The 25,279-nt window shown below is 71.9% G+C and carries 26 protein-coding genes and 1 riboswitch; of the genes, 13 read left to right on the top strand and 13 right to left on the bottom strand.

Features of this window, described 5'->3' with window-relative positions; all coding sequences use genetic code 11:
- The first annotated feature begins 15 nt into the window (after positions 1-15).
- The gene (locus ACIQ6Y_RS08360; protein ID WP_404034457.1) at positions 16-1,011 is read left to right on the top strand and encodes a 2-hydroxyacid dehydrogenase; all 996 of its coding nucleotides are present in this window, start codon (positions 16-18) and stop codon (positions 1,009-1,011) included.
- Here ACIQ6Y_RS08360 and ACIQ6Y_RS08355 read toward each other — a convergent pair.
- Positions 963-2,852 carry an anthranilate synthase family protein gene (locus tag ACIQ6Y_RS08355; RefSeq protein WP_404034455.1) on the bottom strand — a complete coding sequence of 630 codons (1,890 nt, stop codon included), beginning with the start codon at positions 2,850-2,852 and terminating at the stop codon, positions 963-965. The two genes, ACIQ6Y_RS08360 and ACIQ6Y_RS08355, sit on opposite strands and share 49 nt — an antisense overlap.
- A gap of 99 nt (positions 2,853-2,951) precedes the next feature.
- Positions 2,952-3,008: a trp operon leader peptide gene (locus ACIQ6Y_RS08350; protein ID WP_404036358.1), complete on the bottom strand. Its 57-nt coding sequence runs from the start codon at positions 3,006-3,008 to the stop codon at positions 2,952-2,954.
- 96 nt (positions 3,009-3,104) lie between these two features.
- On the opposite strand from ACIQ6Y_RS08350, the gene ACIQ6Y_RS08345 reads away from it, so the two are divergent.
- Together ACIQ6Y_RS08345 and ACIQ6Y_RS08340 are read left to right on the top strand one after the other, a co-directional pair.
- The gene (locus tag ACIQ6Y_RS08345; protein WP_404034453.1) at positions 3,105-4,457 is read left to right on the top strand and encodes a class II 3-deoxy-7-phosphoheptulonate synthase; all 1,353 of its coding nucleotides are present in this window, start codon (positions 3,105-3,107) and stop codon (positions 4,455-4,457) included.
- A 153-nt stretch (positions 4,458-4,610) separates the two neighbouring features.
- Positions 4,611-4,835: a bacterioferritin-associated ferredoxin gene (locus ACIQ6Y_RS08340; RefSeq protein ID WP_404034451.1), complete on the top strand. Its 225-nt coding sequence runs from the start codon at positions 4,611-4,613 to the stop codon at positions 4,833-4,835.
- A gap of 37 nt (positions 4,836-4,872) precedes the next feature.
- On the opposite strand, the gene bfr is transcribed toward ACIQ6Y_RS08340, so the two are convergent.
- A complete protein-coding gene (gene bfr, locus ACIQ6Y_RS08335; RefSeq protein WP_020272982.1) occupies positions 4,873-5,349 on the bottom strand; it encodes a bacterioferritin in 477 nt (158 codons plus the stop codon).
- Between the two features lie 175 nt (positions 5,350-5,524).
- Here bfr and ACIQ6Y_RS08330 point away from each other — a divergent pair, with 175 nt between their 5' ends.
- On the top strand, positions 5,525-6,157 hold the full coding sequence (locus tag ACIQ6Y_RS08330; RefSeq protein WP_404034448.1) for a sulfite oxidase-like oxidoreductase: 633 nt from the start codon (positions 5,525-5,527) through the stop codon (positions 6,155-6,157).
- A 19-nt stretch (positions 6,158-6,176) separates the two neighbouring features.
- On the opposite strand, the gene ACIQ6Y_RS08325 is transcribed toward ACIQ6Y_RS08330, so the two are convergent.
- From ACIQ6Y_RS08325 to thiO, 6 genes are all read right to left on the bottom strand, one after another.
- Entirely contained in the window at positions 6,177-6,791 is a 615-nt protein-coding gene (locus ACIQ6Y_RS08325) for a DUF4396 domain-containing protein (protein ID WP_404034446.1), read from the bottom strand.
- 94 nt (positions 6,792-6,885) lie between these two features.
- Positions 6,886-7,770, bottom strand: coding sequence for a deoxyribonuclease IV (locus tag ACIQ6Y_RS08320; RefSeq protein ID WP_404034444.1), 885 nt, complete (start codon positions 7,768-7,770; stop codon positions 6,886-6,888).
- A 95-nt stretch (positions 7,771-7,865) separates the two neighbouring features.
- Complete coding sequence (pknB, locus tag ACIQ6Y_RS08315; RefSeq protein ID WP_404034442.1) at positions 7,866-9,779, bottom strand: Stk1 family PASTA domain-containing Ser/Thr kinase; 1,914 nt, start codon at positions 9,777-9,779, stop codon at positions 7,866-7,868.
- Positions 9,780-9,909: 130 nt separating this feature from the next.
- Positions 9,910-10,704: a thiazole synthase gene (locus ACIQ6Y_RS08310; protein ID WP_404034440.1), complete on the bottom strand. Its 795-nt coding sequence runs from the start codon at positions 10,702-10,704 to the stop codon at positions 9,910-9,912.
- Between the two features lie 3 nt (positions 10,705-10,707).
- A complete protein-coding gene (thiS, locus tag ACIQ6Y_RS08305; RefSeq protein ID WP_404034438.1) occupies positions 10,708-10,920 on the bottom strand; it encodes a sulfur carrier protein ThiS in 213 nt (70 codons plus the stop codon).
- Positions 10,917-12,074: a glycine oxidase ThiO gene (thiO, locus tag ACIQ6Y_RS08300; protein ID WP_404034436.1), complete on the bottom strand. Its 1,158-nt coding sequence runs from the start codon at positions 12,072-12,074 to the stop codon at positions 10,917-10,919. The genes thiS and thiO overlap by 4 nt, the downstream gene beginning before the upstream one ends.
- Positions 12,072-12,184, bottom strand: a riboswitch (TPP riboswitch). Its footprint overlaps the gene before it by 3 nt.
- 54 nt (positions 12,185-12,238) lie before the next feature.
- Between thiO and ACIQ6Y_RS08295 the strand changes: the two genes are divergently transcribed.
- The 6 genes from ACIQ6Y_RS08295 (at position 12,239) to ACIQ6Y_RS08270 (ending at position 17,215) form a co-directional block, all read left to right on the top strand.
- Positions 12,239-12,589: a hypothetical protein gene (locus tag ACIQ6Y_RS08295; RefSeq protein ID WP_404034434.1), complete on the top strand. Its 351-nt coding sequence runs from the start codon at positions 12,239-12,241 to the stop codon at positions 12,587-12,589.
- Positions 12,590-12,621: 32 nt separating this feature from the next.
- Positions 12,622-13,872 (top strand): NAD(P)/FAD-dependent oxidoreductase, encoded by a 1,251-nt coding sequence (locus ACIQ6Y_RS08290; RefSeq protein ID WP_404034432.1) that lies wholly within the window; start codon positions 12,622-12,624, stop codon positions 13,870-13,872.
- 168 nt (positions 13,873-14,040) lie between these two features.
- A complete protein-coding gene (locus tag ACIQ6Y_RS08285; protein ID WP_404034430.1) occupies positions 14,041-14,412 on the top strand; it encodes an Rv2175c family DNA-binding protein in 372 nt (123 codons plus the stop codon).
- Between the two features lie 79 nt (positions 14,413-14,491).
- The gene (gene thiE, locus ACIQ6Y_RS08280; protein ID WP_404034428.1) at positions 14,492-15,139 is read left to right on the top strand and encodes a thiamine phosphate synthase; all 648 of its coding nucleotides are present in this window, start codon (positions 14,492-14,494) and stop codon (positions 15,137-15,139) included.
- Positions 15,140-15,287: 148 nt separating this feature from the next.
- On the top strand, positions 15,288-16,211 hold the full coding sequence (gene metF, locus ACIQ6Y_RS08275) for a methylenetetrahydrofolate reductase [NAD(P)H] (RefSeq protein ID WP_404034426.1): 924 nt from the start codon (positions 15,288-15,290) through the stop codon (positions 16,209-16,211).
- Between the two features lie 56 nt (positions 16,212-16,267).
- Positions 16,268-17,215 carry a hypothetical protein gene (locus tag ACIQ6Y_RS08270; RefSeq protein WP_404034424.1) on the top strand — a complete coding sequence of 316 codons (948 nt, stop codon included), beginning with the start codon at positions 16,268-16,270 and terminating at the stop codon, positions 17,213-17,215.
- 35 nt (positions 17,216-17,250) lie between these two features.
- On the opposite strand, the gene ACIQ6Y_RS08265 is transcribed toward ACIQ6Y_RS08270, so the two are convergent.
- The 4 genes from ACIQ6Y_RS08265 to ACIQ6Y_RS08250 form a co-directional block, all read right to left on the bottom strand.
- Positions 17,251-18,762, bottom strand: coding sequence for a phytoene desaturase family protein (locus ACIQ6Y_RS08265; protein ID WP_404034422.1), 1,512 nt, complete (start codon positions 18,760-18,762; stop codon positions 17,251-17,253).
- A 432-nt stretch (positions 18,763-19,194) separates the two neighbouring features.
- Positions 19,195-19,824: a TetR/AcrR family transcriptional regulator gene (locus ACIQ6Y_RS08260; protein WP_404034420.1), complete on the bottom strand. Its 630-nt coding sequence runs from the start codon at positions 19,822-19,824 to the stop codon at positions 19,195-19,197.
- A 23-nt stretch (positions 19,825-19,847) separates the two neighbouring features.
- Positions 19,848-21,974 (bottom strand): YhgE/Pip family protein, encoded by a 2,127-nt coding sequence (locus ACIQ6Y_RS08255; RefSeq protein ID WP_404034418.1) that lies wholly within the window; start codon positions 21,972-21,974, stop codon positions 19,848-19,850.
- Entirely contained in the window at positions 21,946-22,809 is an 864-nt protein-coding gene (locus ACIQ6Y_RS08250) for an ATP-binding cassette domain-containing protein (protein WP_404034416.1), read from the bottom strand. Before ACIQ6Y_RS08250 ends, ACIQ6Y_RS08255 begins: the two co-directional genes overlap by 29 nt.
- A 204-nt stretch (positions 22,810-23,013) precedes the next feature.
- Between ACIQ6Y_RS08250 and ACIQ6Y_RS08245 the strand changes: the two genes are divergently transcribed.
- From ACIQ6Y_RS08245 to ACIQ6Y_RS08235, 3 genes are all read left to right on the top strand, one after another.
- A complete protein-coding gene (locus ACIQ6Y_RS08245; protein WP_404034414.1) occupies positions 23,014-23,568 on the top strand; it encodes an SAV_6107 family HEPN domain-containing protein in 555 nt (184 codons plus the stop codon).
- Positions 23,569-23,758: 190 nt separating this feature from the next.
- Positions 23,759-24,529, top strand: coding sequence for a class I SAM-dependent methyltransferase (locus tag ACIQ6Y_RS08240; protein ID WP_404034412.1), 771 nt, complete (start codon positions 23,759-23,761; stop codon positions 24,527-24,529).
- 277 nt (positions 24,530-24,806) lie between these two features.
- The gene (locus ACIQ6Y_RS08235; RefSeq protein ID WP_404034410.1) at positions 24,807-25,196 is read left to right on the top strand and encodes a DUF3040 domain-containing protein; all 390 of its coding nucleotides are present in this window, start codon (positions 24,807-24,809) and stop codon (positions 25,194-25,196) included.
- The last annotated feature ends 83 nt before the right edge of the window (positions 25,197-25,279 follow it).

Genomic DNA, 25,279 nt, shown 5'->3' with positions numbered 1-25,279 from the left:
ATGGCGGAGGCCGCTTTGGAGATCCTGGCATTCGGCGTGCAGACAGACGAAAAGCCCCTCCTGGAACACGCCTTCCACGGCCACCACGACCTCCGCTGCGTGGACGTCTTCCTGACGGAGGACACCGCTCCCATCGCCGCCGGCTACGAGGTCATCTCCACCAGCGTCAACGCCGACCTGGGCCCGCGCGTACTGCAGACCCTCGCCGCAGGGGGCACGCGCATGATCGCCCAACGCTCCACCGGCTTCAACAACATCGACCTGGCCGTGGCCGAACGCCTGGGCCTGACCATCTCCAGGGTCTCGTACTACTCGCCCTACGCCGTGGCCGAGTTCGCCTGGACCCTCGCCATGGCCGTGAACCGCCGTGTCGTCCGGGCCTCCACCCGCACACGCGACTTCGACTTCCGCCTCGACGGCCTGATGGGCCGGGACATGCACGGCCGCACCGCCGGAGTCCTCGGCACCGGCAAGATCGGCGAGGCCTTCGCGAGGATCGCGCACGGCTTCGGCATGCGCCTGCTCGGCTGGGACGTCGCCGAGAACCCGGAGTGCATGCAGCTCGGCATGCGCTACGTCTCCAAGGACCAGCTTCTCGCCGAGTCCGACCTGGTCACCCTGCATGTGCCGCTGATGCCGGAGACCCGGCATCTGATCGACGAGGCCGCGCTGAAGGCGATGAAGGACGACGCGATCCTGGTCAACTCCAGCCGCGGCGGCCTGATCGACACGGCCGCGCTGGTCACCGAGCTGCGCGCGGGGCGGTTCACGGGGGTCGGCCTGGACGTGTACGAGGCCGAGGCGGGCCTGTTCTTCCTCGACAAGTCCCTCTCGGCCGTCGAGGACGACACCCTGGCCCGCCTCGTCACGTTCCCGAACGTGCTGGTCACGTCCCATCAGGCGTACTACACCGTGGACGCCGTCGGTCAGATCGTCGACGCCACGGTGAAGAACGTCCTCGACTACAAGGCAGGCCGCCGCTCGGAGAACGTGCTGGTGCCGCGCAGCTGACCGACCAGCTCCCGCACGATCACCGCGCCGTTCAGCGTGAGCACCGACTCGGGGTGGAACTGGACCCCGGCGAAGCCGGGACCGCGCAGCGCGTGCACCTCGCCGTTCGCGGCCCGGCCGACCTCGATGCCGTGCGAGGCCAGCTCCTCGGCCGCCGCGTCGTCGCAGGTCGCCACGAAGCTGTTGTAGAAGCCGACGGTCTCCGGCCGCCCGAACAGGTCGACCGTCGTCTGCGCGCCCTGGTAGGGCACGTCCTTCCGTACGATGTCCAGCCCCAGCTCGGCCGCGATCAGCTCGTGCCCGAGGCAGACGCCGAGGACGCCGTGCCGGTGCTCCCGGACGACCCGCGAGGTCAGCTCGCGCAGGAACCGCATCTTCGGGTCGGTCAGGTCCGACGGGTCACCCGGACCCGGCCCGAGCACGAGCGGCCCCTCGTGCGCGAGGACCGTCTCGGCGAGGCCCGGCTCGTCGTAGCGCCGCACGCTCACCTCCAGGCCGCTCGACCGGAGCACATGCGCGAGCATCGCCGTGAAGGTGTCCTCCCCGTCCACCACCAGCGCGTGCCCGGTCAGCGCCGCGGCCTTGTCCACGGGCCCCTGCATCCGCAGCCAGAACGGGGCGAGCCCCGCCCGGCGCCCGTCCAGCGCGGCCTGTACCCGCGGGTCATCGGCCAGCCGGGGCCGTACGAATTCCGTGCGCGGCCGTCCCGGACGTACGCCCAGGGCCGCCAGCACACCCGCCGCCTTCGCATGGGTCTCGGCGACCTCGCTCGCCGGGTCCGAGCCGCGGACGAGCGTGGCGCCGACGGGGACGCGCAGCCGGCCGTCGGCGAAGATGTCGGCGGTGCGGATGAGGATGGGGGAGTCCAGCGTCTGCGCCCCGTTGGCGTCCCGGCCGAGCAGCGCGAGCGCGCCCGCGTAGTAGCCACGCCCACCGACCTCGTGCCGCTCGATCACACGGCAGGCGTTCTGCACGGGAGAGCCGGTGACGGTCGCGGCGAACATGGTCTCCTTCAGCACCTCCCGCGCGTCCAGGGTGGACTTGCCGCGCAGCTCGTACTCGGTGTGCGCGAGGTGGGCCATCTCCTTGAGCCGGGGGCCGATCACCACCCCGCCCATGTCGCCGACCGTGCACATCATCTTGAGCTCCTCGTCGACGACCATCGACAGCTCCTCGATCTCCTTGCCGTCGGCGAGGAAGTCCAGCAGATGCTCGGGCGTCGGGCCCTCGGCCGGGTAGCGGTACGTGCCGCTGATCGGGTTCATCACGACCGTGCCGCCGGACATCCGCACATGCACCTCGGGGCTCGCGCCCACCAGCGTGCGCTCCCCGGTGTGCACGACGAACGTCCAGTACGCGCCCCGCTCGCCCTCCAGCAGCCGCCGGAACAGGGCCAGCGCGTCGGCCCGGCCGAAGCCGGGGATCTGCCCCTCGTACGTCCGCCTGATCACGAAGTTCGCGCCCTCGCCGCTGCCGATCTCGTCGCGCAGCACGCGCCCGACGATCTCGGCGTACTCCTCGTCCGCCACGTCGAAGGCGCCGCCCTCGACCCGGACGTCGTGCGCGGGGAGCCCGTCCAGGGCCTGCGCCAGGGGCAGGGTGTGGGACTCCTCCGGGGTGAGGACCGTGAGCGGCGTGCCGTCGTCGCGGACGTCGAAGCCGCGCTCGCGGATCTGCCGGAAGGGGACCAGGGCCAGGCCCTCGTCGGGGAGGTCGGCGAGACGGTCGTACGACGTCACCGGGCCGATCAGCAGCTCGACCGTGTCGTGGTCATGGCCCGGAGTGCGACGCCGGAGCAGGGCGAAGGGACGGGAGTCGTGCAGGAGCTGTGCCAGATCCATGAGTTCCTCTTCCGGGCTTGAGCGGTGAGGAGGAACGGCCCCGGGAAACACGGAAGGCCGCCCCTCGGGCGGCCTTCGCGAAGTCTTGCGTACGCGCAGTCAGTGGGCCGCCGGACGAGCGGGCCACCACCAGTTCTGGGTCGAATGCGCGAACATGTCAGGCACCCTACCCCATGTCCGAGGGGTGTACCCCGTGTCTCAATTGCTGGGCATGGGGTAGGACGCCCGACACGACCCCGTAGTGTTGAGGACGTGACCGTGAACGCTAAGACCAGCGCAAGCGCTGGCAACACCTGGCGAGACCTGCCCGCGGCGCAGCAGCCCGAGTACCCCGACACCGAGGCTCTGCGCGCAGTGATCGCGGACCTCGAGTCGTATCCGCCGCTCGTCTTCGCGGGCGAGTGCGACCAGCTGCGCGCCCGGATGGCGGCCGTCGCCAAGGGAGAGGCGTTCCTCCTCCAGGGTGGCGACTGCGCCGAGGCATTCGACGCGGTGTCCGCCGACCAGATCCGCAACAAGCTGAAGACGCTGCTCCAGATGGGTGCCGTCCTCACCTACGCGGCCTCCGTGCCCGTGGTGAAGGTCGGCCGGATCGCCGGCCAGTACTCCAAGCCGCGCTCCAAGCCCACCGAGACCCGTGACGGCGTCACCCTCCCGGTGTACCGGGGCGACTCCGTCAACGGCTTCGACTTCACCGAGGCCTCCCGCATCCCGGACCCCGAGCGGCTGAAGCGGATGTACCACGCGTCCGCCTCCACGCTGAACCTGGTGCGCGCCTTCACCACTGGCGGTTACGCCGACCTGCGCCAGGTGCACGCCTGGAACCAGGACTTCGTGAAGTCGTCGCCGTCGGGCCAGCGCTACGAGCAGCTCGCCCGCGAGATCGACCAGGCACTGAACTTCATGCACGCCTGCGGGGCCGACCCGGAGGAGTTCAAGACCGTCGAGTTCTACTCCTCGCACGAGGCGCTGCTGCTCGACTACGAGTCGGCCCTCACCCGCGTGGACTCGCGCACGGGGCACCTGTACGACGTCTCCGCGCACATGGTGTGGATCGGTGAGCGCACCCGGCAGCTGGACCACGGACACATCGAGTTCGCCTCGAAGATCCGCAACCCGATCGGCATCAAGCTCGGCCCGACGACGACGGCCGAGGAGGCGCTGCAGTACATCGACCGCCTCGACCCCGACCGGGAGCCGGGCCGGCTGACCTTCATCGTCCGCATGGGCGCCGACAAGGTCCGCGACAAGCTCCCCGAGCTGATCGAGAAGGTCACCGCCTCCGGTGCCACGGTCGCCTGGGTGACCGACCCGATGCACGGCAACACCTTCGAGGCGGCCTCGGGCCACAAGACCCGCCGCTTCGACGACGTGCTCGACGAGGTCAAGGGCTTCTTCGAGGTCCACAAGGCGCTGGGCACCCACCCGGGCGGCATCCACGTGGAGCTCACCGGCGACGACGTCACCGAGTGCGTGGGCGGCGGCGACGAGATCTTCGTCGACGACCTGCACCAGCGCTACGAGACGGCCTGCGACCCGCGGCTGAACCGCAGCCAGTCGCTGGACCTGGCGTTCCTCGTGGCGGAGATGTACAGGGACCAGTGACGGGTCTGCCTGTTACACCGGCATAAGTGGGGCGCGGATCACATACGATCCGCGCCCCACTGCTCTTTTGCGGTTCCTGGGGGATGGGTAAGGTTAGGTTAGCCTCACCGATCAAGGGGATGGCGCTACGGAACCCGGCGGGAGGTGAACCGCGTGTACGTCTGCTCTTGCTTCGGCGTCACCGAGCAGCAGGTCAAGCAGCACGCGGAGAACGGCGCCTGCACGCCGCGCCAGATAGCCTCGGCCTGCAAGGCCGGCACGGACTGCGGGTCGTGCGTCCGCCGTATCCAGGCCCTGCTGGGGCGGGGTGCGTGCCCTCGTCGTGAGCTCGCCGACCAGGGCAAGCCGGTCCTCGCCGGACTGGAAGAAGCCGCTTAGGTCCGGGCCCGGACCGGCTGGGCCGCTCGGCCCCGGATCAGCTGGGCTGCTCGATCTGCTGGGCGATGTAGAGCGCCTCACCGATCTTGTCGATCAGCTCCAGCTGAGTGTCCAGGTAGTCGATGTGGTGCTCCTCGTCCTCGAGGATCGACTCGAAGAGGTTGGCGGACGTGATGTCGCCCTTGGAGCGCATCACCTCGATGCCCCGCTTGAGGCGGTCGATCGCCTCCACCTCGACCTGCCGGTCGGCCTGGAACATCTCGGTGACCGTCTGGCCGACCCGCACATGGAACAGGCGCTGGTAGTTGGGCAGGCCGTCCAGCATCAGAATGCGCTCGGTGATCTTGTCCGCGTGCTTCATCTCGTCGATGGATTCTTCACGCGTGTACTTGGCGAGCTTGGTCCAGCCCTTGTTGTCCTGGATCCGGTAGTGCAGCCAGTACTGGTTGATCGCCGTCAGCTCGCCGGTCAGCTGCTCGTTGAGGAATTCGAGGACCTCGGGGTCGCCCTGCATCGCAGAGGCTCCTTCCGCACGGGGGAACTGGCAGATAGCGCCGCATGATTGCACCGCCTGAGGAAGATCGTCCAGTAAGTGCGTACTTAGTAAGTAAGGGCATGCTTAGCGCCAGTTGTCCGATTCCGAACCTGCGTGGTCATGTGCACCGTGCCGGGTCTGTCAGGATGGAGTCATGGGTCATCCGGTGGAGCGCGAATGGGGAGAAGCAGCACCGACCGAGCTCCCGCCGGGGCAGCGACTGCAGCGGGGCTGGCCGGTCACGCACTACGGTCCCGTGCCCAAGTTCCGGCCCGAGCGCTGGGAGTTCAGGGTCTTCGGGGCCACCGCCGACGGTGAGAAGCGCTGCTGGACCCACGAGGAGTTCACGGCCCTGCCGTACACCACCGTCGTCGCCGATCTGCACTGCGTGACGAAGTTCAGCATGCTCGGCGCGGAGTGGGGCGGCATCCCCGCTCGGACCGTCCTGGAGATCGCCCCGCCCGCCGACGACGTCACCCATGTGATGGTGTGGGCGGAGTACGGATTCAGCTCGAACCTGCGCCTGACCGACTTCGCCTCGGAGCGCACCCTCTTCGCCACTCACAAGGACGGCGAACTGCTCACGGCCGAGCACGGCTTCCCGCTGCGCCTGATCGTCCCGCACCTGTACGCCTGGAAGGGGCCCAAGTGGGTCCGGGGCGTGGAGTACATGACCGCCGACCGCCGCGGCTTCTGGGAGGAGCGCGGCTATCACAACGTCGGCGACCCCTGGAAGGAACAGCGCTACTCCTACCAGGAAGAGCCCGGGGACGGCCCCGAGCTCTGAGTCCTGATCGTCTTGTGGGTCAGTGGTGGTACTGGTGCACCACCGCGTGGCCCTTGCCGCGGCCGATCATCCACTTGTTGACCGGCGTGGTGAGGAAGAACGCCGCCACCAGGGCGATGGCCAGCACCCACCAGAACTTCGCGTCGTCGAGGTGGGCGTCCATGGCGCCCGGCCACAGGGCGATCACGCCGTTGTCGATCAGCTCCATCACGGCGATCGAGAGGGTGTCGGCGGCCAGCGCGACCCGGATCGCGGCCTTGAGGTCCAGGCCCGCCTTCAGGACGCCGCGCAGGGTGAGCGAGTAGCCGAAGAAGAAGGCCAGCACGATCGCCAGGACCATTGTCGCCATGTTGCCCCAGCCCAGCGCGGTGCCGATGATCATGCCGAGCACCTCGCCGATGGCGCAGCCGGTGAGGCAGTGCAGGGTCGCCTGCGCGGCCATGGCCCAGCTGGCGCCGCCGGTGTGGTGGTCGTGGTGGGCGTGCCCCTGATGGCCGGTGTGGCTCGCGTGGTCGTGACCCTGGTGGCCCTCGTGACCTTGCTCGTGGCCCTGCTCGTGGCCCTGGTGGCCCTGGTGGCCTTCGTGACCCTCGTGCTCGTGGTGCTCGTGCGCGGTGTGTGCGTCGTGCTGCATGTCTGCCCCCATAGCCGGACTGCGGTTCCTGCGCGCTCAGTAGGAACCGTATACCCCCCAGGGGTATTCCCGCCAGGGTCTATGGAGAGTGGATCTATCCGTCCCGGAGCTTCTTCAGCCGCTCCACGTCACCCGCGTGTCCCTCCTTGCCGCCCGGAGTCTCGATGATCAGCGGTACGCCCGCGGTCGCCGGGTGCGTCATGAGGTCACGGAACGGGTCCTCCCCGATGTGACCGGCGCCGATGTTCGCGTGCCGGTCCTTGTGCGCGCCCACCACGTCCTGGGAGTCGTTGGCGTGGATCAGCTTCAGCCGGCCCTCGCCGACGGTGTCCACCAGCAGATCCAGGGTCTGGTGCGTGCCGCTCGGCCCGGTCAGGTCGTGCCCGGCGGCGAAGATGTGGCAGGTGTCCAGGCACACGCCCAGCTTGGGGTGGGCGTCCAGCGCCTCGAAGTACGGCCCGAAGTCCCAGGTCCGCGCACACAGCGAGGAGCCCTGGCCGGCGGTCGACTCCAGCAGCAGGTAAGGGTCGTCGTCGCAGGTCAGCTCGTCGAGCAGCGGCAGCAGATGCTCGCGCACCTGCTTCAGCGCCACCGCCCGGTCCCGGCCGCCGGTCGCGCTGCCGGTGTGCACGACCACGCCGAGCGCACCGATCTCGCGGCCCCTCCTGAGCGAGTGCCGCAGCGACACGACCGACTTCTCGACGGTCGCCTCCGTGTGGGACCCGAAGTTGATCAGGTACGGCGCGTGCACATACGCCGGGATCGACTCGGCCGCGCACGCCGCCCGGAACGCCTCGTCCTCCCGCGGGTTCCCGGCCGGAGTCGCCCACCCGCGCGGATTGGCGACGAAGACCTGCACGGTCTCGGCCTTCAGATCACGGGCGTAGGTCAGCCCTACGCTGCTCAGACCTCCGGCGACGGGCACATGGCTGCCGACGGGGTTGCGGGACGGGCCGGGGAGGGGGCGTTCAACACTCACCCGTTCAGGGTGTCATGCCGTACGGCACGACCTGCCGGCCGGTGCCCGCCCCCTCGCTCAGCGGGTCTGGATTCGTTCAGCGGGTCCAGAATCGCTCAGCGGATCTCGATCGTGATCGTCGAGCCCTTGGGGGCGGTGTCGCCGCCCTCCACGGACTGGCTCTTGACCGTGTCGCCGAACAGACCGAGGATGCCGCGGTCCTCGTCGACCTCGAAGCCGGCGCCCTCCAGCTTGTCGTGGGCGTCGTCCACGCTGTCGCCGACCACGTCCGGCACCTCCACCATGACCGGGCCCTTGGACAGGGTCAGCGTCACGGTGTCGCCCTCGGCGGCCTGACCGCCCGAGTCCGGGGACTGCAGGGCGACCTGCCCCTTGTCGTACTCGGAGTGGATCTGCGCGGAGGCGACCTTGACCTTCAGGCCCGCCTCCAGGAGCTGCGCGCGGGCGTCCTCGAGGTCGTCGCCGACGACGTCGGGGACGTCCACCGGGCTGCCCTTGCTGACGACCAGGGCGATGGCGGAGCCCGCGTGGCGCTCGACGCCGCCCTCCGGGTCGGTGCGCAGCACCGCGCCCTTCGGCACCTCGTCGCTGAACTCGCGCGTGACCATGCCCGGCTCCAGGCCCTCACGCTTCAGGGCCCGTCTCGCCTCGTCCAGCGGCTCACCGCGCAGCGCGGGCACCCGGACGACCTCCGGGCCCCGGGAGACGGTGAGGGTCACCGAGTCGTTGTCCCGGATGCGGGCGCCCGGTGCCGGGTCGGTGCCTATCACCAGGCCGCGCTTGACGGTGTCGCTGTACGCCCGCTTGACCTCGCCGACCTCCAGACCGGCGTCGGACAGCCGGTCGCGGGCCTGCTCCTCGGTCTTCTCCAGCACCAGCGGCACCTTGGTGAACTGGCCGGAGTTGATGTACCAGACGCCCGCGCCGAGGCCGAGCACCAGCAGCACCGCCGCGACGATCGACACCACCCCGCGCCGCGGCAGCGACCGGCGGCGCGGCGGCAGCGGAGCCGGGGAAGCCAGCCGGCTGGTGTGCCGGTCCTCGTCCTCGTTGACCGGCAGCGGCCGCGGCACGGTCAGCGAGCGCGGGATCACGCTCGTACGGTCCTCGGCGTTGTCGTGGTCCGCGGCGGTCGCCTGCGGCGGCACCGCGTCCAGCTGCGCGTCGGTCAGCCCGGCGCGCGCCTCGCGGACCTGCGCGAGCAGCGCCACCGCGTCGTACGGCCGGATCTCCGGGATGCGGGCGGTCGCCGAGGCGACCAACTCGTCCAGCGCGTACGCCATACCGGGCACCTCGGCCGACGGCGGCGGAACGTCCTCGTGGACGTGCTTGTAGAGGATCTGGGCGGGGGAGTCCCCGAAGTGCGGCTTGCCGCCGGTGAGCATCTCGAACAGCATCACCCCGCACGCGTACACATCCACGCGCGGGTCGGCGGCGCCCCGCTCGATCTGCTCGGGCGCGAGATAGGCGGCCGTGCCGAGGACCGACCCGGTGGTGCTCGTCACCGTGTCCACCGAGCGCACGAGCCCGAAGTCGGCGACCTTCACCCGGCCGTCGTCCCCTATCAGGACGTTCTCCGGCTTCATGTCGCGATGCACGAAACCGGCCCGGTGCGCGGCGCCCAGCGCGGCCAGCACCGGCTCCAGGATGTCCAGCGCGGCCCGCGGCTGCAGCGCCCCGCGCTCGCGCACCACGTCCCGCAGGGTGCAGCCGGCGATGTACTCCATCGCCAGGTACACGTACGACCCGTCCGTGCCCTGGTCGAAGACCTGCACCACATTCGGGTGCGCGAGGCGCGCCACGGACTTCGCCTCGCGGATGAACCGCTCGACGAACGCTCCGTCGGCTGCCAGCGCCTGGTGCATCACCTTCAGCGCGAGCACGCGGTCCAGGCGGGTGTCCACGGCCCGGTAGACCGTGGCCATCCCGCCGACCGCGATCCGCGCCTCGACGCGATAACGCCCGTCGAGCACCTGCCCGACCAGTGGGTCCTGAAGGGTCGTGTCCACGCAGGTGAGTCTACGAGCCGCGACTGACAGCCCCGCCGGTTCCACCCGGATCGGGCCGGGACTGCAGCCGACCTGTGACGCACGCCGCTCCCGGCACGGCCTGCAACGCCCCGCGCCGCCGGACGGACCCTCAGAAGGCCGGCCGCTCCGGGTCCAGCCGCGCCACGCCCTCCACGGGGGACGACGCCTCGGCGAAGTGCCGCTTGGGAATGCGCCCGGCCCGGTACGCCAGCCGCCCCGCCTCCACGGCACTCCGCATGGCGGAAGCCATCAGCACCGGCTCCTGCGCCCGCGTCACCGCTGAGGCGAGCATCACACCCGCACACCCCAGCTCCATGGCGAGCGCCGCGTCCGACGCCGTACCGGCACCCGCGTCCAGAATCACCGGCACACGCGCGTGCTCGCAGATCAGCTGGAAGTTGTGCGGGTTGCGGATGCCGAGCCCCGAGCCGATCGGCGACCCCAGCGGCATGATCGCCGCACAGCCCGCGTCCTCCAGCTTCCGGGCGAGGACCGGGTCGTCATTGGTGTACGGCAGGACGGTGAAGCCGTCCTCCACCAGCGTCTCGGCCGCGTCCAGCAGCTCGATCGGGTCCGGCAGCAGGGTGCGCTCGTCGGCGATGACCTCCAGCTTGACCAGGTCGGTGCCGAGCGCCTCGCGGGCCAGCCGGGCCGTCAGCACGGCCTCCCCTGCGGTGAAACAGCCCGCGGTGTTGGGCAGCACCCGGATGCCGAGCTTGTCCAGCACCGACAGCACCGAGCCGTGCACCGAGGGGTCCACGCGCCGCATGGCGACCGTCGTCAGCTCCGTCCCGGACGCCACCAGCGCCCGCTCCAGCACCTCGAGGCTGGGCGCGCCCCCGGTCCCCATGATCAGCCGGGAGCTGAACGTCGTACCACCGAGGACGAACGGATCGTCGGCCATGGGTCAGCCTCCCTGTACGGCGGTGAGGACTTCGACGCGGTCGCCCTCGGCGAGCGCGGTGGAGGGCCACTGCGTGCGCGGGACGACGGTCTCGTTGAGCGCGGCCGCCACTCCGGAGGGCGCCGCGGTGAGGGACTTCACGAGCGTGTCGAGAGCCGTCCCCGGCTCGATCTGCCGACGCTCGCCGTTGACGGAGATGGTGACCGAGAGGTTCATACGGGCTGCTCCGTGAGTGCGGTGGTGAAGCGACGGGGCGTGAAGGGGCGGGCCTCGTCGGGGAGTTCACCGGTGGTCAGGACATGCGCCATGGCGTCGCCGGTGACCGGGGTCAGCAGCACGCCGTTGCGGTAGTGGCCGGTGGCCAGCAGCAGGCCGTCCAGCTCGGTCGGGCCGAGCAGCGGCGCGTTGTCGGGGGAGCCGGGGCGCAGACCCGCGCGGGTCTCCGTCAGCGGCAGTTCCGTGATGCCGGGGACCAGTTCGTGGGCGTCGCGCAGCAGCTCGTACACGCCGCCCGCGGTGACCGTGGTGTCCCAGCCGAGCTCCTCGCTGGTGGCCCCGACGACCAGCTCGCCGTTCTCGCGCGGCACCAGATAGACCTGGCTGCCGCGCACCACCGCGCGGACGGTGCGGTTGAGGAAGGGCGCGTACCGCTGCGGCACGGTCAGCCGCAGCACCTGCCCCTTCACCGGTCTGACCGGCGGCAGTACGTCGTCCGGGACGCCGGCCAGCCGCCCGCTGAGGCTGCCGGCCGCGAGGACGACCTGCCCGGCCTCCAGCAGGGCGCCCGCGCGCGTGACGACGCCCGCGGCCCGCTCCCGTACGACGGTGAGCTTCTCGGCCCAGTCGCGGTGGACGACCACGCCCGCCCGCTCGCAGGCCGTCACCAGGGCCGCCGCGAGGCGTCGCGGGTCGATCTGGTGGTCGCCGTCCACCCGCAGCCCGCCGCGCACGCCCGGCGCCAGCATCGGCTCCAGGCGCCGGCACTCCCGCCCGGACAGCCACTGCGAGTCCAGGCCCGACTGCTGCTGGAGCGCGTGCAGTTCGCGCAGGTGCGCGCGGTCGTCGGCGTCCAGCGCGACGGCCAGCGTGCCGCACTGCCGGTAGCCGAGGTCGTGCCCGGTGAGGTCGGTCAGCTCGGCGGCGAACTCCGGATAGCGGCGCGCCGAGGCGAGGTTCAGGCCGAGCAGGGTCTGCTCGCCGTAGTGCAGTTCGGTGACGGCGGCCAGCATCCCGGCCGCCACCTGCGCGGCTCCGCCGCCCGGCTCGGGGTCCACGACAGCCGTGGCGAGACCGCGCTCTGCGGCCCGCCACGCCGTCACCAGACCGATGATGCCGCCCCCTACGACGAGGACGTCTGACGTACGCGACATGGGCGTCCAGCCCCTCCCTTCGCCGGCATGACCCGGATCAGGTTCGTACGGTCGGAGGCCGGCCAGCCTCCCTCTCAGCCCGGTGCGTCCGGGCTCCCGCGAGTGCTTTACGTTTGCCCCACCCTAACCGCAGCCGCCTCGCCCTCGTAAGGGAGCCTTCTGCCGTGCCCCGTTCGCTCGACGGTCTCGTCCTCGCCCCGGTCGCCGACCAAGCCCCAGGTCAGGTGGGCACCCGCACCCGGTTCACGTACCACGAGAAGGACGGCGAGATCTGGGCCGAGTACGCGGGCGGCGATGTCGTGCGCGGCCGTCTGGTGGGAACCCGGGACGCAGACCGGCTGGACTTTCGGTATGTCCAGCTGGGGCGCGACGGCACCACATCGTCGGGGCACTGCGTGTCCCGGGTCGTGGAACTGCCCGACGGCCGGGTCCGCCTGGAGGAGACCTGGGAGTGGGAGTCGCGGCCGGGCAGCGGGACGAGCGTTGTGGAGGAGGTCACGGCACCGGGCCCCTGACTGACGAGTTGTCAGGTGTCTATGGTGATCAGGTGAGCGAGCAGACGCAGGAGCGGGAAGTGTCGGGAGTGGCCATGCCGCAGCGTGTCGTCGTCGTGGGCGCGGGCATGGCCGGCGTGCAGACCGCGGTCGCCCTGCGCGAACAGGGCTTCAAGGGCACCGTGACCCTGATCGGCGCCGAACCCCACCAGCCCTACGACCGGCCCCCGCTGTCCAAGGCCGTCCTCCTCGGCACCGCCGAGGGCTCCGCCTTCGACGTCGACTTCGAGGCGCTCGACATCGGGCTGCACCTCGGCCGCGAGGCCCTCGGCCTGCGCCCCGCCGACCACGAGCTGGACACGGAGCAGGGCCCGGTGCCGTACGACGCCCTGGTCCTGGCCACCGGCGCCGAACCGGTCCGGCTGCCCGGCGCCGAGGGCGTGCCCGGCGTGCATCTGCTGCGCACCCTGGACGACGCCGAGCGGCTGCGGCCCGTTCTTCAGCGCCAGCACGACATCGTGGTCGTCGGTGCGGGCTGGATCGGCGCCGAGTTCGCCACCGCCGCGCGTGAGGCGGGCTGCGCGGTGACCGTCGTGGAGGCCGCCGACCGGCCGCTCGCCGGGGCGCTGCCCGCCGAGGTCGCCGCCCCGATGACCTCCTGGTACGCCGAGGCCGGCGCCTCCTTGCGCACCCACGCGCGCGTGGCCCGGGTCTCGCCCGGCGAGGTCGTCCTGGACGACGGCACCCGGCTGCCCGCGGGCGCGGTCGTCGTCGGCATCGGCGCCCGCCCCGCCACCGCCTGGCTCGCCGGCTCCGGCATCGAGCTGGGCGCGTACGGCGAGGTCGTCGCCGACGCCCACCTGCGCACCTCCGCGCCGGACGTCCACGCGGTCGGCGACTGCGCGTCCTTCCCCTCCGGCCGCTACGGCGAGCGGCTGCTGATCCACCACTGGGACAACGCCCTGCAGGGCCCGCGCACGGTCGCCGCAAACATCATCGGCGCCTCGACCGGCGAGGCCCCGGTGGTCCACGACCCGGTGCCGTACTTCTGGTCCGAGCAGTTCGGCCGTTTCGTCCAGTACGCCGGCCACCACACCTCGGCCGACACCCTCCTGTGGCGCGGTGACCCGTCCGGTCCGGCGTGGTCGGTCTGCTGGCTGCGCGAGGGCCGCCTGGCCGCCCTTCTGGCGGTGGGCCGGCCGAGGGACCTGGCCCAGGGGAGGAAGCTGATCGAGTCGGGGGCGCGGATGGATCCGGACCTGCTGGTGGACCCCGCCCGCCCGCTGAAGACGGCTGCGCTGTGACGCCTTGAGGGGCGCGGGGCTGTATCCGATGGGGGCCCGCGTGGGCGCGATCGACCACGACGAAAGGCGCGTCCGCGGTACGGCGGATCCGGCCACGGTCGATCGCGGCGCCCCCACTCGGGTGGCCTCGACTTCCGACTGTCAGTGGCGGATGGCAGGCTTGTCCTTGTGACCGAGATTGACGCAAAGATCGATGCTCTCGTCCCCGCCTGGCTCACCCTCCCCGACATCGCAGAAATGTTCGGTGTCGAGGTGACGCGCGTGCGGCAGCTGGTCAAGGAGGGCCAGCTCATCGCCGTACGCCGTGGTGAGAACCGCGCACTGCACGTCCCCGCCGCCTTCATCGACGAGGACGAGCGCAAGGTCGTCAAGGGCCTCACCGGCACCCTGACGCTCCTGCGGGACGACGGCTTCACCGACGAAGAGATGCTGGAGTGGCTCTTCACCCCCGACGACAGCCTGCCCGGCACACCCGCGCAGGCGCTCAGCGAGAATCGCGGCACGGAGGTGAAGCGCCGCGCCCAGGCGCTCGCCGTCTGACCTGATCAGCACTCCGGAGGTACGGGCCGGGGCCACGCCCCGGCCCGTACAGCCACCGACAACGGGGGGACATCCACCCATGCCCGCGACCGCACGCGCCCAGCTTGCCGACGCCCGGCTCTACCTCTGCACGGACGCCCGCAGGCGCCAGGGCGACCTGCCCGAGTTCCTGGACGCGGTCCTCTCGTCCGGCGTCGACATCGTGCAGCTGCGCGACAAGGGCATGGAGGCCGGTGAGGAGCTGGAGCACCTGAAGGTCTTCGCCGACGCCTGCGCCCGGCACGGCAAGCTCCTCTCCGTCAACGACCGCGCGGACGTCGCGCATGCCGCCGGGGCCGATGTCCTGCACCTGGGCCAGGGCGACCTGCCGGTGCCCGCGGCCCGCGCGATCCTCGGCGAGGACGTCCTGATCGGCCGCTCCACGCACGCCGACGAGGAGGCCGCCGCGGCCGCCGTCCAGGAGGGCGTGGACTACTTCTGCACCGGCCCCTGCTGGCCCACCCCCACCAAGCCCGGCCGCTACGCCCCCGGCCTCGACCTGGTCCGCTACACGGCGGGCCTCGGCACCGACCGCCCCTGGTTCGCCATCGGCGGCATCGACCTCGGCAACCTCGACGAGGTCCTTCAGGCGGGCGCCCGCCGGGTGGTGGTCGTGCGGGCCATCACCGAGGCCGACGACCCCGCGGCGGCGACGGCGGAGCTGGCCAAGCGTCTGCGGTCCGCCTGAGGGCTGTGGGTCATATGGCGAGACACCCGGGTGTCCTATCGGGTCATTTCGGGCGCCAGGTGTCCACACCGTGGACAGTAGACGGGCAATTCGGGCAAATTTCCTTCATTCGGTTGGGGGACCGCCGACCCCTGGATAACCTGCGGGTATGGCCCTAGGAACCGCATCCACCAGGACTGATCGCGCACGTACCGTGCGCGACATCCTCGCCGGCGGCAAGACGACGTACTCCTTCGAGTTCTCGGCGCCGAAGACCCCCAAGGGCGAGAAGAACCTGTGGAGCGCGCTCCGCCGGGTCGAGGCGGTCTCCCCGGACTTCGTCTCCGTCACCTACGGTGCCGGCGGCTCCACCCGCGCTGGCACCGTCAAGGAGACCCAGCAGATCGTCGTCGACACGACGCTCACCCCGGTCGCCCACCTCACCGCCGTCAACCACTCCATCGCCGAACTGCGCAACATCATCGGTCAGTACGCCGACGCCGGTATCCGCAACATGCTCGCCGTGCGCGGCGACCCGCCCGGCGACCCGATGGGCGAGTGGGTGCCCCACCCCAAGGGCCTGACCTACGCCGCCGAACTCGTCCGGCTCATCAAGGAGTCGGGCGACTTCTGCGTCGGCGTCGCGGCCTTCCCGGAGATGCACCCGCGCTCCGCCGACTGGGACACCGACGTCGAGCACTTCGTCGACAAGTGCCGGGCCGGTGCCGACTACGCCATCACGCAGATGTTCTTCCAGCCGGAGTCGTATCTGCGGCTGCGCGACCGCGTGGCGGCGGCAGGCTGCGACACCCCGGTGATCCCGGAGGTCATGCCCGTCACCAGCGTCCGGATGCTGGAGCGGCTGCCCCAGCTCAGCAACGCCCACATCCCGTCCGAGCTGAAAGAGCGCATCCTCACAGCCAAAGACAATCCCGCCGCTGTACGCTCCATCGGTATCGACTTCGCCACCGAGTTCTGTGCGCGGCTGCTGGCCGAGGGTGTCCCCGGACTGCACTTCATCACGCTCAACAACTCCACGGCGACCCTGGAAATCTACGAGAACCTGGGCCTGCACCACCCCCCGCAGGCCTAGACCTGCCGCACCGGTATACGACACACTGCGTAGCGGTCACTGGGAGAGGGGCGTACATGGGCTGGGCGGTCCTCTACATCGCGTTCGGCGTCGTCGCACTGTGGCTGCTGGGCGAGGTGCTGCTGCAGTACAAGGCACGGCTGCGCTGGCGGCTGCTCGCCTTCGCGGGATTTCTGGGCGTTGTCGCCGGCGTGCTGATCTCCTCTGTCGTCGTGATCGGCCTGGGCGCCATCGCGTTCGCGGTCGGCCAGGTCTACGTCACGATGTCCTTCCGCCGCGGCTTCGCGGCGGGCTGGGCGGTCAAGCGGCCGGACTCCGACAGCGGCGGCTCCCGCCGCGGCCGCGGCGAACGCCGCGACCCGACCCTGGAGGTCTCCGGCCTGGAGGCCGCCGACGCGGACGGGCCTGTCACGGACGGCTACGACCGCCCCGGCTCGGCCTACGGCCAGGACGACGACTACGACCGCGACGACGTCTTCACCCCCGCCCGCGCCCACGACCCCGGCGCGGCCGAGAACACCGCCGTCTACGAGCCCCAGCCCCTCCCCGAGGACACCGGCTCCTACGGCGTGTACGGCGGCGACACCGGCTACACCCCGGCTCCGCAGACGCAGGACCAGTACGCGGCCACCGCCCAGAGCGCCGACCAGGCCTCCTACGGCTACGACGCCTACTCCGGCTACGGCCAGCAGGGCTACGGCTACGACACCGGCGGCCAGCAGCAGTACGCCGCCTACTCCGACCCGTACATCGGCACGCAGACCTACGACGGCGCGTCCTACGACACCAGCTACGGCGGCCAGCAGCAGTTCGGCCAGCAGGCCTACGGCCAGGACCAGTACGGCACCGACGGATACGGCCAGACCCCGCCCGGCGGCGTCTGGGTGCCGCAGCAGCGCACCGACGAGCAGTACGGGGAGCTTCCGCAGGAGCAGCCGTATCCGTACCAGGGCGGCGACGGCCAGTCCCAGGGCACCGGGTACGACGAGCACTACCGCTACTGAGCGGGCTCCTCACCGAGCCCGAGCCCGGCTGCTCGTCACTGCGAGCCGCGGAACTCCGGCCCCTCCACGATGAGCCCGGCCACGAGGGCTCCGGACATGCCCGCGTGAGGCAGGCCGCCTCCTGGGTGGGACCAGCCGCCGACGCGGTGGAGGCCGGGCAGCCGCGTGACGTTCGCCGGGCGCAGGAAACGGCCTTCTCCGGCGGCGAGCGCGGGCGCGGGCACGGAACCGCAGCCCGTCTCCGCCGCGGTGTGCGCGGGGGTGCGCGCCTCGTGCCACAGCACCCGCTCCCGCAGCCCCGGTATCGCCGACCCGGCCGCGTCGAGCAGCAGGTCCGTGTAGCGCCGGACCGTGCCCTCCTGCTCCCACCCGGCTTCGGCCGGCACCACCGCGGAGACCACCACGGCCTCGTGCCCGTCGTCCGGGACGAGAGCGGGGTCGTCGGGGCGCAGCACGGTCACGGTGGGGCGCGGCGGCTCGTCCCCGCCGGGAGAGGCGAGGAAGTCCAGCTCGGCCTCGCGGTCCGGCGCGTGGACGACCGTGCGGTGCGCCACCCTGGGCTCGCGCCCGCCGCGCAGCGCCAGCAGAAGGGTGAACCGGCCCGGTGCGGCGGAGGCGGAACCGGGATCGGGGCGCACATCGCCGTCCGTGTCCAGCGGATGCCCCGTCAGGGCGCTCAGCCGCACCGGGTCGACGTCCGCCACGACATGGTCGGCCTCGGCCACGGTGCCGTCGGCCAGCTCCACCCCGGCCGCCCGGCCGTCCTTCTCCACGATGCCCGTGACCTCGGCGCCGAAGACGAACTCGACCTTGCGCTGCACACACCGCTCGTACACCGCGCGGGCCAGCTCCCTGAGCCCGCCGCGCACGTACCAGGTGCCGAAGGCGTGCTCCATGTACGGCAGCACGGCCGCGCTCGCCGGAGCGGTCCTGGGGTCGAGGCCGTGGGCGAGGACCTGGGTCTCCAGGAGGTCGGCCAGGCGCTCGTCGCGCAGCTCCCAGGCGCCGATCTCACGCAGGGTGCCCGCCCGGCGTGTGCGCAGCAGCCGCTTGTGCGGGACGGACGGATACGGCTCGCGCTCCGCGAGTACCGACCAGTTCGGCCACAGCGGCTCCTCCAGCAGCGGCCGCCGCGTACGGTCCCAGGCCTCCCGGGCCCGGACCAGGAAGTCGCCCCAGCGGGCGCCCGCACCCGCGCCGAGGGCCTCGTCGAGCGCGGCGACCACGCCCGCGCGGGACGCGTTCGGCAACGGCACGGTGGTGCCGTCCGGGAAGACATGGCAGGACGACGGGTCGATCTGGACCAGCTCGACGCAGGACTCCAGGGGCTCCTTGCCCGTCTTGATGAACAGGTCGCGCCAGACCGCGGGCAGGGGCAGCAGCCCCGGCCCGGTGTCGAAGCGGAAGCCGTCCCGCTCGAAGCGGCGCACCGCTCCGCCGTACGTGTCCGTCCGCTCGTACACCGCCACCCGGTGGCCCGCGACGGCCAGCCGGGCGGCGGCCGCCATCGCGCCCATCCCGGCGCCGATCACCGCAATCCGTGCCATGCCTGCGACTTTATCGGCCACCACTGGGCCTCGGGGCCGACCGGCACCGGGGGCGGGCACCCAGGCGTGAGTACCCGTACCTAGGCGCCGAGATGAGTACGCGCGCGGATGGGGCGGGACCTGCCCGGACGAGAGAGTGGAGGCACGGAAAGGGGCAGGGCGCCGGCACCGCCGACACGGGGCGGCGGAACGGCGCCGCCCTGGACCGCTCCTTCCGCCGACCCGGTCGGCGGGAGCGAGGCACGGGGGAACCCGGGGGACGACCGAACGGGGGCCCAACGGGGGAAACACGGGGGAGTACGGGGGAACGGGGGAGCACGGGGGGAGCGCCGGTTCGAGACTGGCCCGCGGGGGACGCGGCCAGTCCGGACCGGCGCTTTCCTGTGGTCCGGGAAGGCCGCGTCCTTGGTCCAGGAAGGCCGCCCCGCGTGTTCAGCCGCGCCCGCTGACCCGCCCCTGGAGCAGCCGGGACAGCGCCGCGTGCACGTCGTCCAGGGAGCGCTCCGGCTGGAACGCCTGCCAGTCCAGCGCGGCCACCAGCACCATGCCGACCAGCGCGGCGGCGCTCAGCTGGATGTCGATCTCCTCGCTCAGCTCGCCGTTCGCCACGCCCTGGCGCAGCACCCCCTCGACGACGGCCACGGCCTCCTGCCGGACCACCATCAGCGTGGACTGCCAGGCCCGGTTGGTGCGCCACAGCTCGGCGACGTACAGCTGGGTGAAGGAGGGGTAGCGCTCGATGAAGACGAGACCCGCGCGGATCATCGCGTCGAGAGCGTCCACCGCGCCGCCGCCCTCCCGCGCGGTCCGCTCGGCGGCCTCCCGCAGCGAGGCGGTGAGGAGCCCCACGCCGTGCCTCAGCAGCTCCTCGAAGAGGACGGACTTGCTCGCGAAGTTGTAGTAGACGGTGCCCTTCGCGACCCCGGCACGCTCGGCGATCTCGTCCACGGTGGTGGCGGAGAAGCCCTGCTCGGCGATGAGGGTGACGGCTGCCTCGTAGAGCTTCTGCCGGGTGGCCTCGCGGCGGGTGCTGGCGCCCGACGCGGCGCTGCTGCTTTCCATGGTCATGATTGTCCCGCGTTCGCTCACAGGGTCAGCTCCGGATGCAGCCGGTCCAGCGTCCACACCTGCTTGCGGCGCGCCGACAGGGCGGTCAGCGCGAGCGCCCCGGCCGTGAAGGCCGCCAGCACGGCGCACGCCTGCCACACCGGACCCAGTCCGCCGCCGGTGATCAGGCGCCGCAGCGCCTGGACGACGTAGCTCATGGGGAGGTACGGGTGGATCGCGTTGAAGAAGCCGGGGCTGGTCTGCACCGGGTAGGTGCCGCCCGCGGAGGTCAGCTGGAGCATCAGCACGGCGAGGACCAGGATGCGGCCGGCCGCGCCGAAGCGGGCGTTGAGCCACTGCACGATCGCCGCGAAGCAGGCCGTGACCAGGCACAGGAACGCCACCGTCCCGGCCGCCCGGACCGGCTGCAGGCCGACCGCCCAGTGCAGCACCGCCATCAGGGCGGCCGTCTGGAGCACGCCGATCGCGACGACCGGCAGCCAGCCCGCCAGCGCGATCCGCCACGCGGAGGCACCCGCGGCCAGGGCACGCCGGTTGAGCGGCGCGATCAGCATGTAGGCGACCATCGCGCCGACCCACAGCGACAGCGGGATGAAGTAGGGGGCGAACCCGGTGCCGTAGTTGGGCGCCTTGTGCAGGGCCTGGTTGGCGAGCTGCACGGGGTCGGCCATCACGGCGGTACGGCGGTCGCGCTCGCCCTCGTCGTAGTCGGGGATGCGCCGGACGCCGTCGTGCAGGCCGTCGGCGAGCTTCCCCGAGCCGTCGACCAGCTTGAACAGCCCGCCGTTGAGGTCGGTCGCGCCCGTCCTCAGCTTGCCGACACCCTCGTCCAGGTCCACCGCGCCGGTGCTGGCGGTGCCGAGCCCGGAGTGCAGCTTCTTGGCACCGGCGGCGACCTTCCCGGCCCCCGCGTTCAGCTTGTTGATCTTGCTGACGGCGTCGTCCAGGTCTTCCGACAGATGCGGGGCCCGGTCGGCGAGCGCCTGGGCCTGCTTCTGCAGGGTCGCCAGATGCTGGTCGAGCTTCTTCAGCGCGCCGCCCTGGTCGGCGGCCAGCGTCTCGAGGTCTCCGGCGACCGCCGCGACCTCGGCGGCCGCGTCCTTCGCCAGCTTCAGATCCGGACAGGCCGGATCGGGCGCCGCCGTGGGCAGGACGTCGGTGAGGGAGGGGGAGGGAACGGCCGTGGGGCTCTCGCAGCGCGCGCGGTGGACGCCGGCCAGCCGGTCGGCGGCGTCCCGGGCGTCCTGCGCCGCGATGGGGGCCCGCTCCACCAGGTCGTCCAGGTTGTCGCGCACGGCCCCGGCGGCATCGGCCACGAACTGGGCCGTCTCCCCGATGCTCTTCTCGTTCTTCCGCAGGAAGGGGCCCACCTCGTCCGCGAACCCGTTCACCCGGTCGGCCAGCGCCTGCGTGCCCTCGGCGACCTGCGCGGAGCCGTCCTCCAGGTCGCCCGCGCCCGTGTCGAGCTTCTTGACGCCCTTGGACAGCGCACCGCTGCCGCTCTTGGCCTCCTTCAGGCCGTCCGCGAGCGCCTTGGAGCCCTTCTCCGCCTTGCCGATGCCGCCCTTGAGCCTGTCGGCCCCTCCGGCGGCCTTCTCGGTCGCGCCGTGGATGTCGGAGAAGGAGATGAAGATCTTGTCCAGGAACGACCGCGAGGTCTTCGTGGACGCCGCCGTGCGCACCTCGCTGAACACCGTCCGCGAGATCTGGCCGACGATGTAGTTGTTCGCGTCGTTCGTGCGCACCTGAAGGGCGCCGGTCTCCGGGGAGTCGCCCGCACTGGAGGCGACGCGCTCACTGAAGTCGGCCGGCATGGTCAGCGACAGGTAGTACGTGCCGTCCTCCACGCCCGCGCGTGCCTCCTGCGAGCTCACCTCCTTCCAGTCGAAGACCTCGCTCTCGCGCAGCCCTTGGGTGATGTCGTCACCCGCGCGGATGCGCTTCCCGTCGGCGGTGGCGCCCTTGTCGTCGTTCACCAGCGCCACCGGGATGCGGTCCAGGCGGCTGTACGGGTCCCAGAAGGACCACAGGTACAGCGCGCCGTACAGCAGCGGCAGCAGCAGAAGCGCGACAAGGGCCGCGCGCGGCAGCTTGCCGCGGCCGAAGCGCCGCAGCTCAAGAGCGGCCAGTTTCGGCGAGCGCATCGGCCGCCTCCTTCGCTTCGTCGTTGCTGTCGTCGGGCTCGGTGTCCTCGTGCCCGGTGTTCTCGGGCGTGGCCTCGGTGGTCGTGTCCGCCAGGGCGTCCCCCAAAGCCGCCCCGGTGGACACGACCACCGCCCCCTCGGGTGCCTCGCTGCACACGGCCAGCACGGTCGTGCCCGCCGCGGCCAGCGAGCCGAGCAGGGACCACACCTCGGCCCGCTCGGCGTCCGACAGCTTCAGGTCGGTGTCGTCGACGCCCAGCAGTCGCGGCCGGCCGATCAGCGCCAGCGCGAGCGACAACCGCAGCGCCTCCAGCCGCTCCAGATCGCGTACGGCGGTCCGGGAGCCCTTGGGCAGGGCCGCGCGGTCGAGGCCGACGGCGGTCAGCGCCCTGTCGACCCGCAGCCTCTGCTCGGCGAGGCGCTCCCGGCGCGGCCGCAGCAGGGTGCGTACGGAGCCGGTGAACCGCCGCTGGAGCAGCGCGCGCTCGTGCAGGTGCTCGCCGACGGTCAGCGCGGGGTCGAGGTCGGTGACCCCGGGGACGTGCGCGAGGGCGCTGACCCGGCGCACGGCCGCCATCCGCTTCGGCAGGTCCAGGCCGCCGACGACGGCGCTGCCTTCCGTGGGCTTCATCCGGCCCGTCAGCGCGAGCAGCAGAGACGTACGGCCCGAGCCGGACGGCCCCTCGATCGCGATCAGCGCGCCGGGCGGTGCGTCGACGCCGATCCCGCGGAACGCCCATCCGCGGGGGCCTTCGAGCCCGAAGTCCCGGGCGACGACAGCGAGACCGCCGTCGCCCGTGTCCGTCCCTTTCCCCGCGTCTTTCCCTTCCCCCATGCCCTCCCCTTGCCGCGCCCTGTCCCCGTCCCTGTCGCGCCCGGGCGCTTACTTGAACTGACTGGTCAGTGCAAAAACTAACCCGAACCTTCGATCGAGGCAAAAGCCCAGGTCAGAACGGATTGTCAGTGGCATAGCCCACGATGGGCACATACGGCAGCCCGTATGCGGACGTGCCGTCACACAGACGACAGGAGGTTCGTCATGGCCAGCCACCCCGCAGCCGCCGCCCGTCGGCGCCGCGCCACCGGCCCTGCCCCCTCACTGACCGGCCCGGCGAGCGACGTGCACCCCGTGCTGCGCCGGTCCTCGGCCCCACCCGCCGCCCTCGATCTGCTCGCCCAGGCCCGCGCCGGACTCGACGAGGCGGCCGTCCTGGAGACCCCCAACGAGCGGTACGCCACCGCGCACCTCGCCGCGCTGCGCACCGCCGCCGCCGTCCTCGCCGCCCGCGGCAGGCCCGAACCGACCTCCAAGCGCCGGGCCCGGATACGGAGCGCCTGGGAAGTGCTCCCCGAGATCGCGCCCGAGCTCACCGAGTGGAGCGCCCTGTTCGCCTCCGGGGCCGCCCGCCGCGCCCGGGCCGAGGCGGGCATCCAGGGCGCGGCCAGTCGCCGGGACGCCGACGACCTCATACGCGACGTGGCGATGTTCGTCCGCATCGTCGAGCGCCTGCTGCTCCTTCAGCCGGTGCTGCCCCAGCCCCGCGCGGACACGGACCCTCCCGCGGGCGCCCCGGACATGCCGGACGCGGGGTGAGGGAGGCGGGCGACCCCGGGTGAGAGGGGGTGCGCCTGGCGGGGGCCGGAACCGCGATGACCTGCCGCGCCGTCCGAGGCAATAGGGTGGAGGCGCCTGATGTCCTCCCTCCCCGTCACCCGGGGCGCCGGGAGGACGACCGTTCGCTCCGCCGTGCAAGAGGCGGTGCCACGCCGAGGAGTCAACTGCCGTGTCGGACCCGATGCGCCCCCGCGCTTCTCTCCGTACCGCCGTGGTCTGGGAGGTCCTGCGGGACGCCCTGGACCGCCGGGTCAAGGCCACGGGCCGGGAGTCGCTGGACGTCCTCGACACCGGGGGCGGCAGCGGCAACTTCGCGGTGCCCGCCGCCCGCCTCGGCCACCGCGTCACCGTCGTCGACCCGAGCCCCAACGCCCTCTTCGCGCTGGAGCGCCGCGCCGCCGAGGCCGGGGTCGCCGACCGGGTGAAGGGCGTGCAGGGCGACGCGCACGGCCTGTTCGACGTGGTCGAGCGCGGTGGCTACGACGTCGTGCTGTGCCACGGCGTCCTGGAGTACGTCGACGACCCGGCCGAGGGCGTCCGCAACGCGGTCGCCGCGCTGCGCTCCGAGGGCGTCCTCAGCGTGCTCGCCGCCGGACTCGGCGGTGCCGTGCTCGCCCGCGCCCTGGCCGGCCACTTCAAGGAGGCCAAGCAGGCCCTGGAGGACCCGGAGGGCCGCTGGGGGCAGGGTGACCCCGTGCCGCGCCGGTTCACCGTCGAGCAGCTCACCGACCTCGTCGCGGGAGCCGGCCTCACCGTCGGCGCCGTGCACGGCGTGCGGGTCTTCGCCGACCTGGTGCCCGGTGTCCTCGTGGACACCGAGCCCGGCGCGCTGGAGGCACTGCTCAAGCTGGAGGAGGCCGCGGCCGAACTCCCGGCCTTCCACGCGGTGGCGACCCAGCTGCACGTGCTCGGTGAGACCGCAGGGGCTCACGAGGCCTGAGTGCCTGCTGGGACACGGCCCTGATCAGCGGGGCGGGCTCCGCATGGAGTCCGCCACAGGCCACCCGATCGGGCGGTTCCCGCCGTATGATCGAGGGAGACCGCTCCGGCATGACGGGTCGGCCGCCGGGGAATGGAAGCCTCAGCGAGCCGGTTCGCCCATGGCGGAGCCGGTTGGCCAATTGGCGCAGAGGGGCGGGTTTCACGGGGGCGATTCCCTGCCTATCCTGAAGGGACCCCCCGGGTCGCCCCGGCGACTGCACGATGAGGAGGACTCCGTGCCGCTCTCGGAGCACGAGCAGCGCATGCTCGAGCAGATGGAGCGAGCGCTGTACGCCGAAGATCCCAAGTTCGCGACAGCGCTTGAGGGAAGCGGGCTGCGTACGTACACCCGGCGACGGGTCTACCAGGCGGTCGCGGGCTTCCTCGTAGGTATCGCGCTCCTCATGGCCGGAATGGTCGCCAAGCAGGTGTGGCTCAGCGTGGTGGGCTTCCTCGTCATGCTGGGCTGTGCGGTACTCGCGGTGACCGGCTGGCGCAAGGCTCCCAGGCCCGGCGAACAGCATGCGGCCGGCCCGGAAGGGCGCCGACAGGGACACCAGCGGCGTTCCGTGATGGACCGCATCGAGCAGCGCTGGCAGCGGCGCCGCGACGAGCAGGGCCACTGAGCCGCACCCTCGCTCCTCGGACACAGACACAGACATGCGTGAGGGGGTTGCCGCCCGGGCGGCAACCCCCTCACGCATGCCCG

The sequence above is a fragment of the Streptomyces sp. NPDC096205 genome, from assembly GCF_044763135.1.
Taxonomy (GTDB): Bacteria; Actinomycetota; Actinomycetes; order Streptomycetales; family Streptomycetaceae; genus Streptomyces.
The sequence above is the reverse complement of the archived record's forward strand: the minus strand, read 5'-3'. Positions and strand labels throughout refer to the sequence as shown.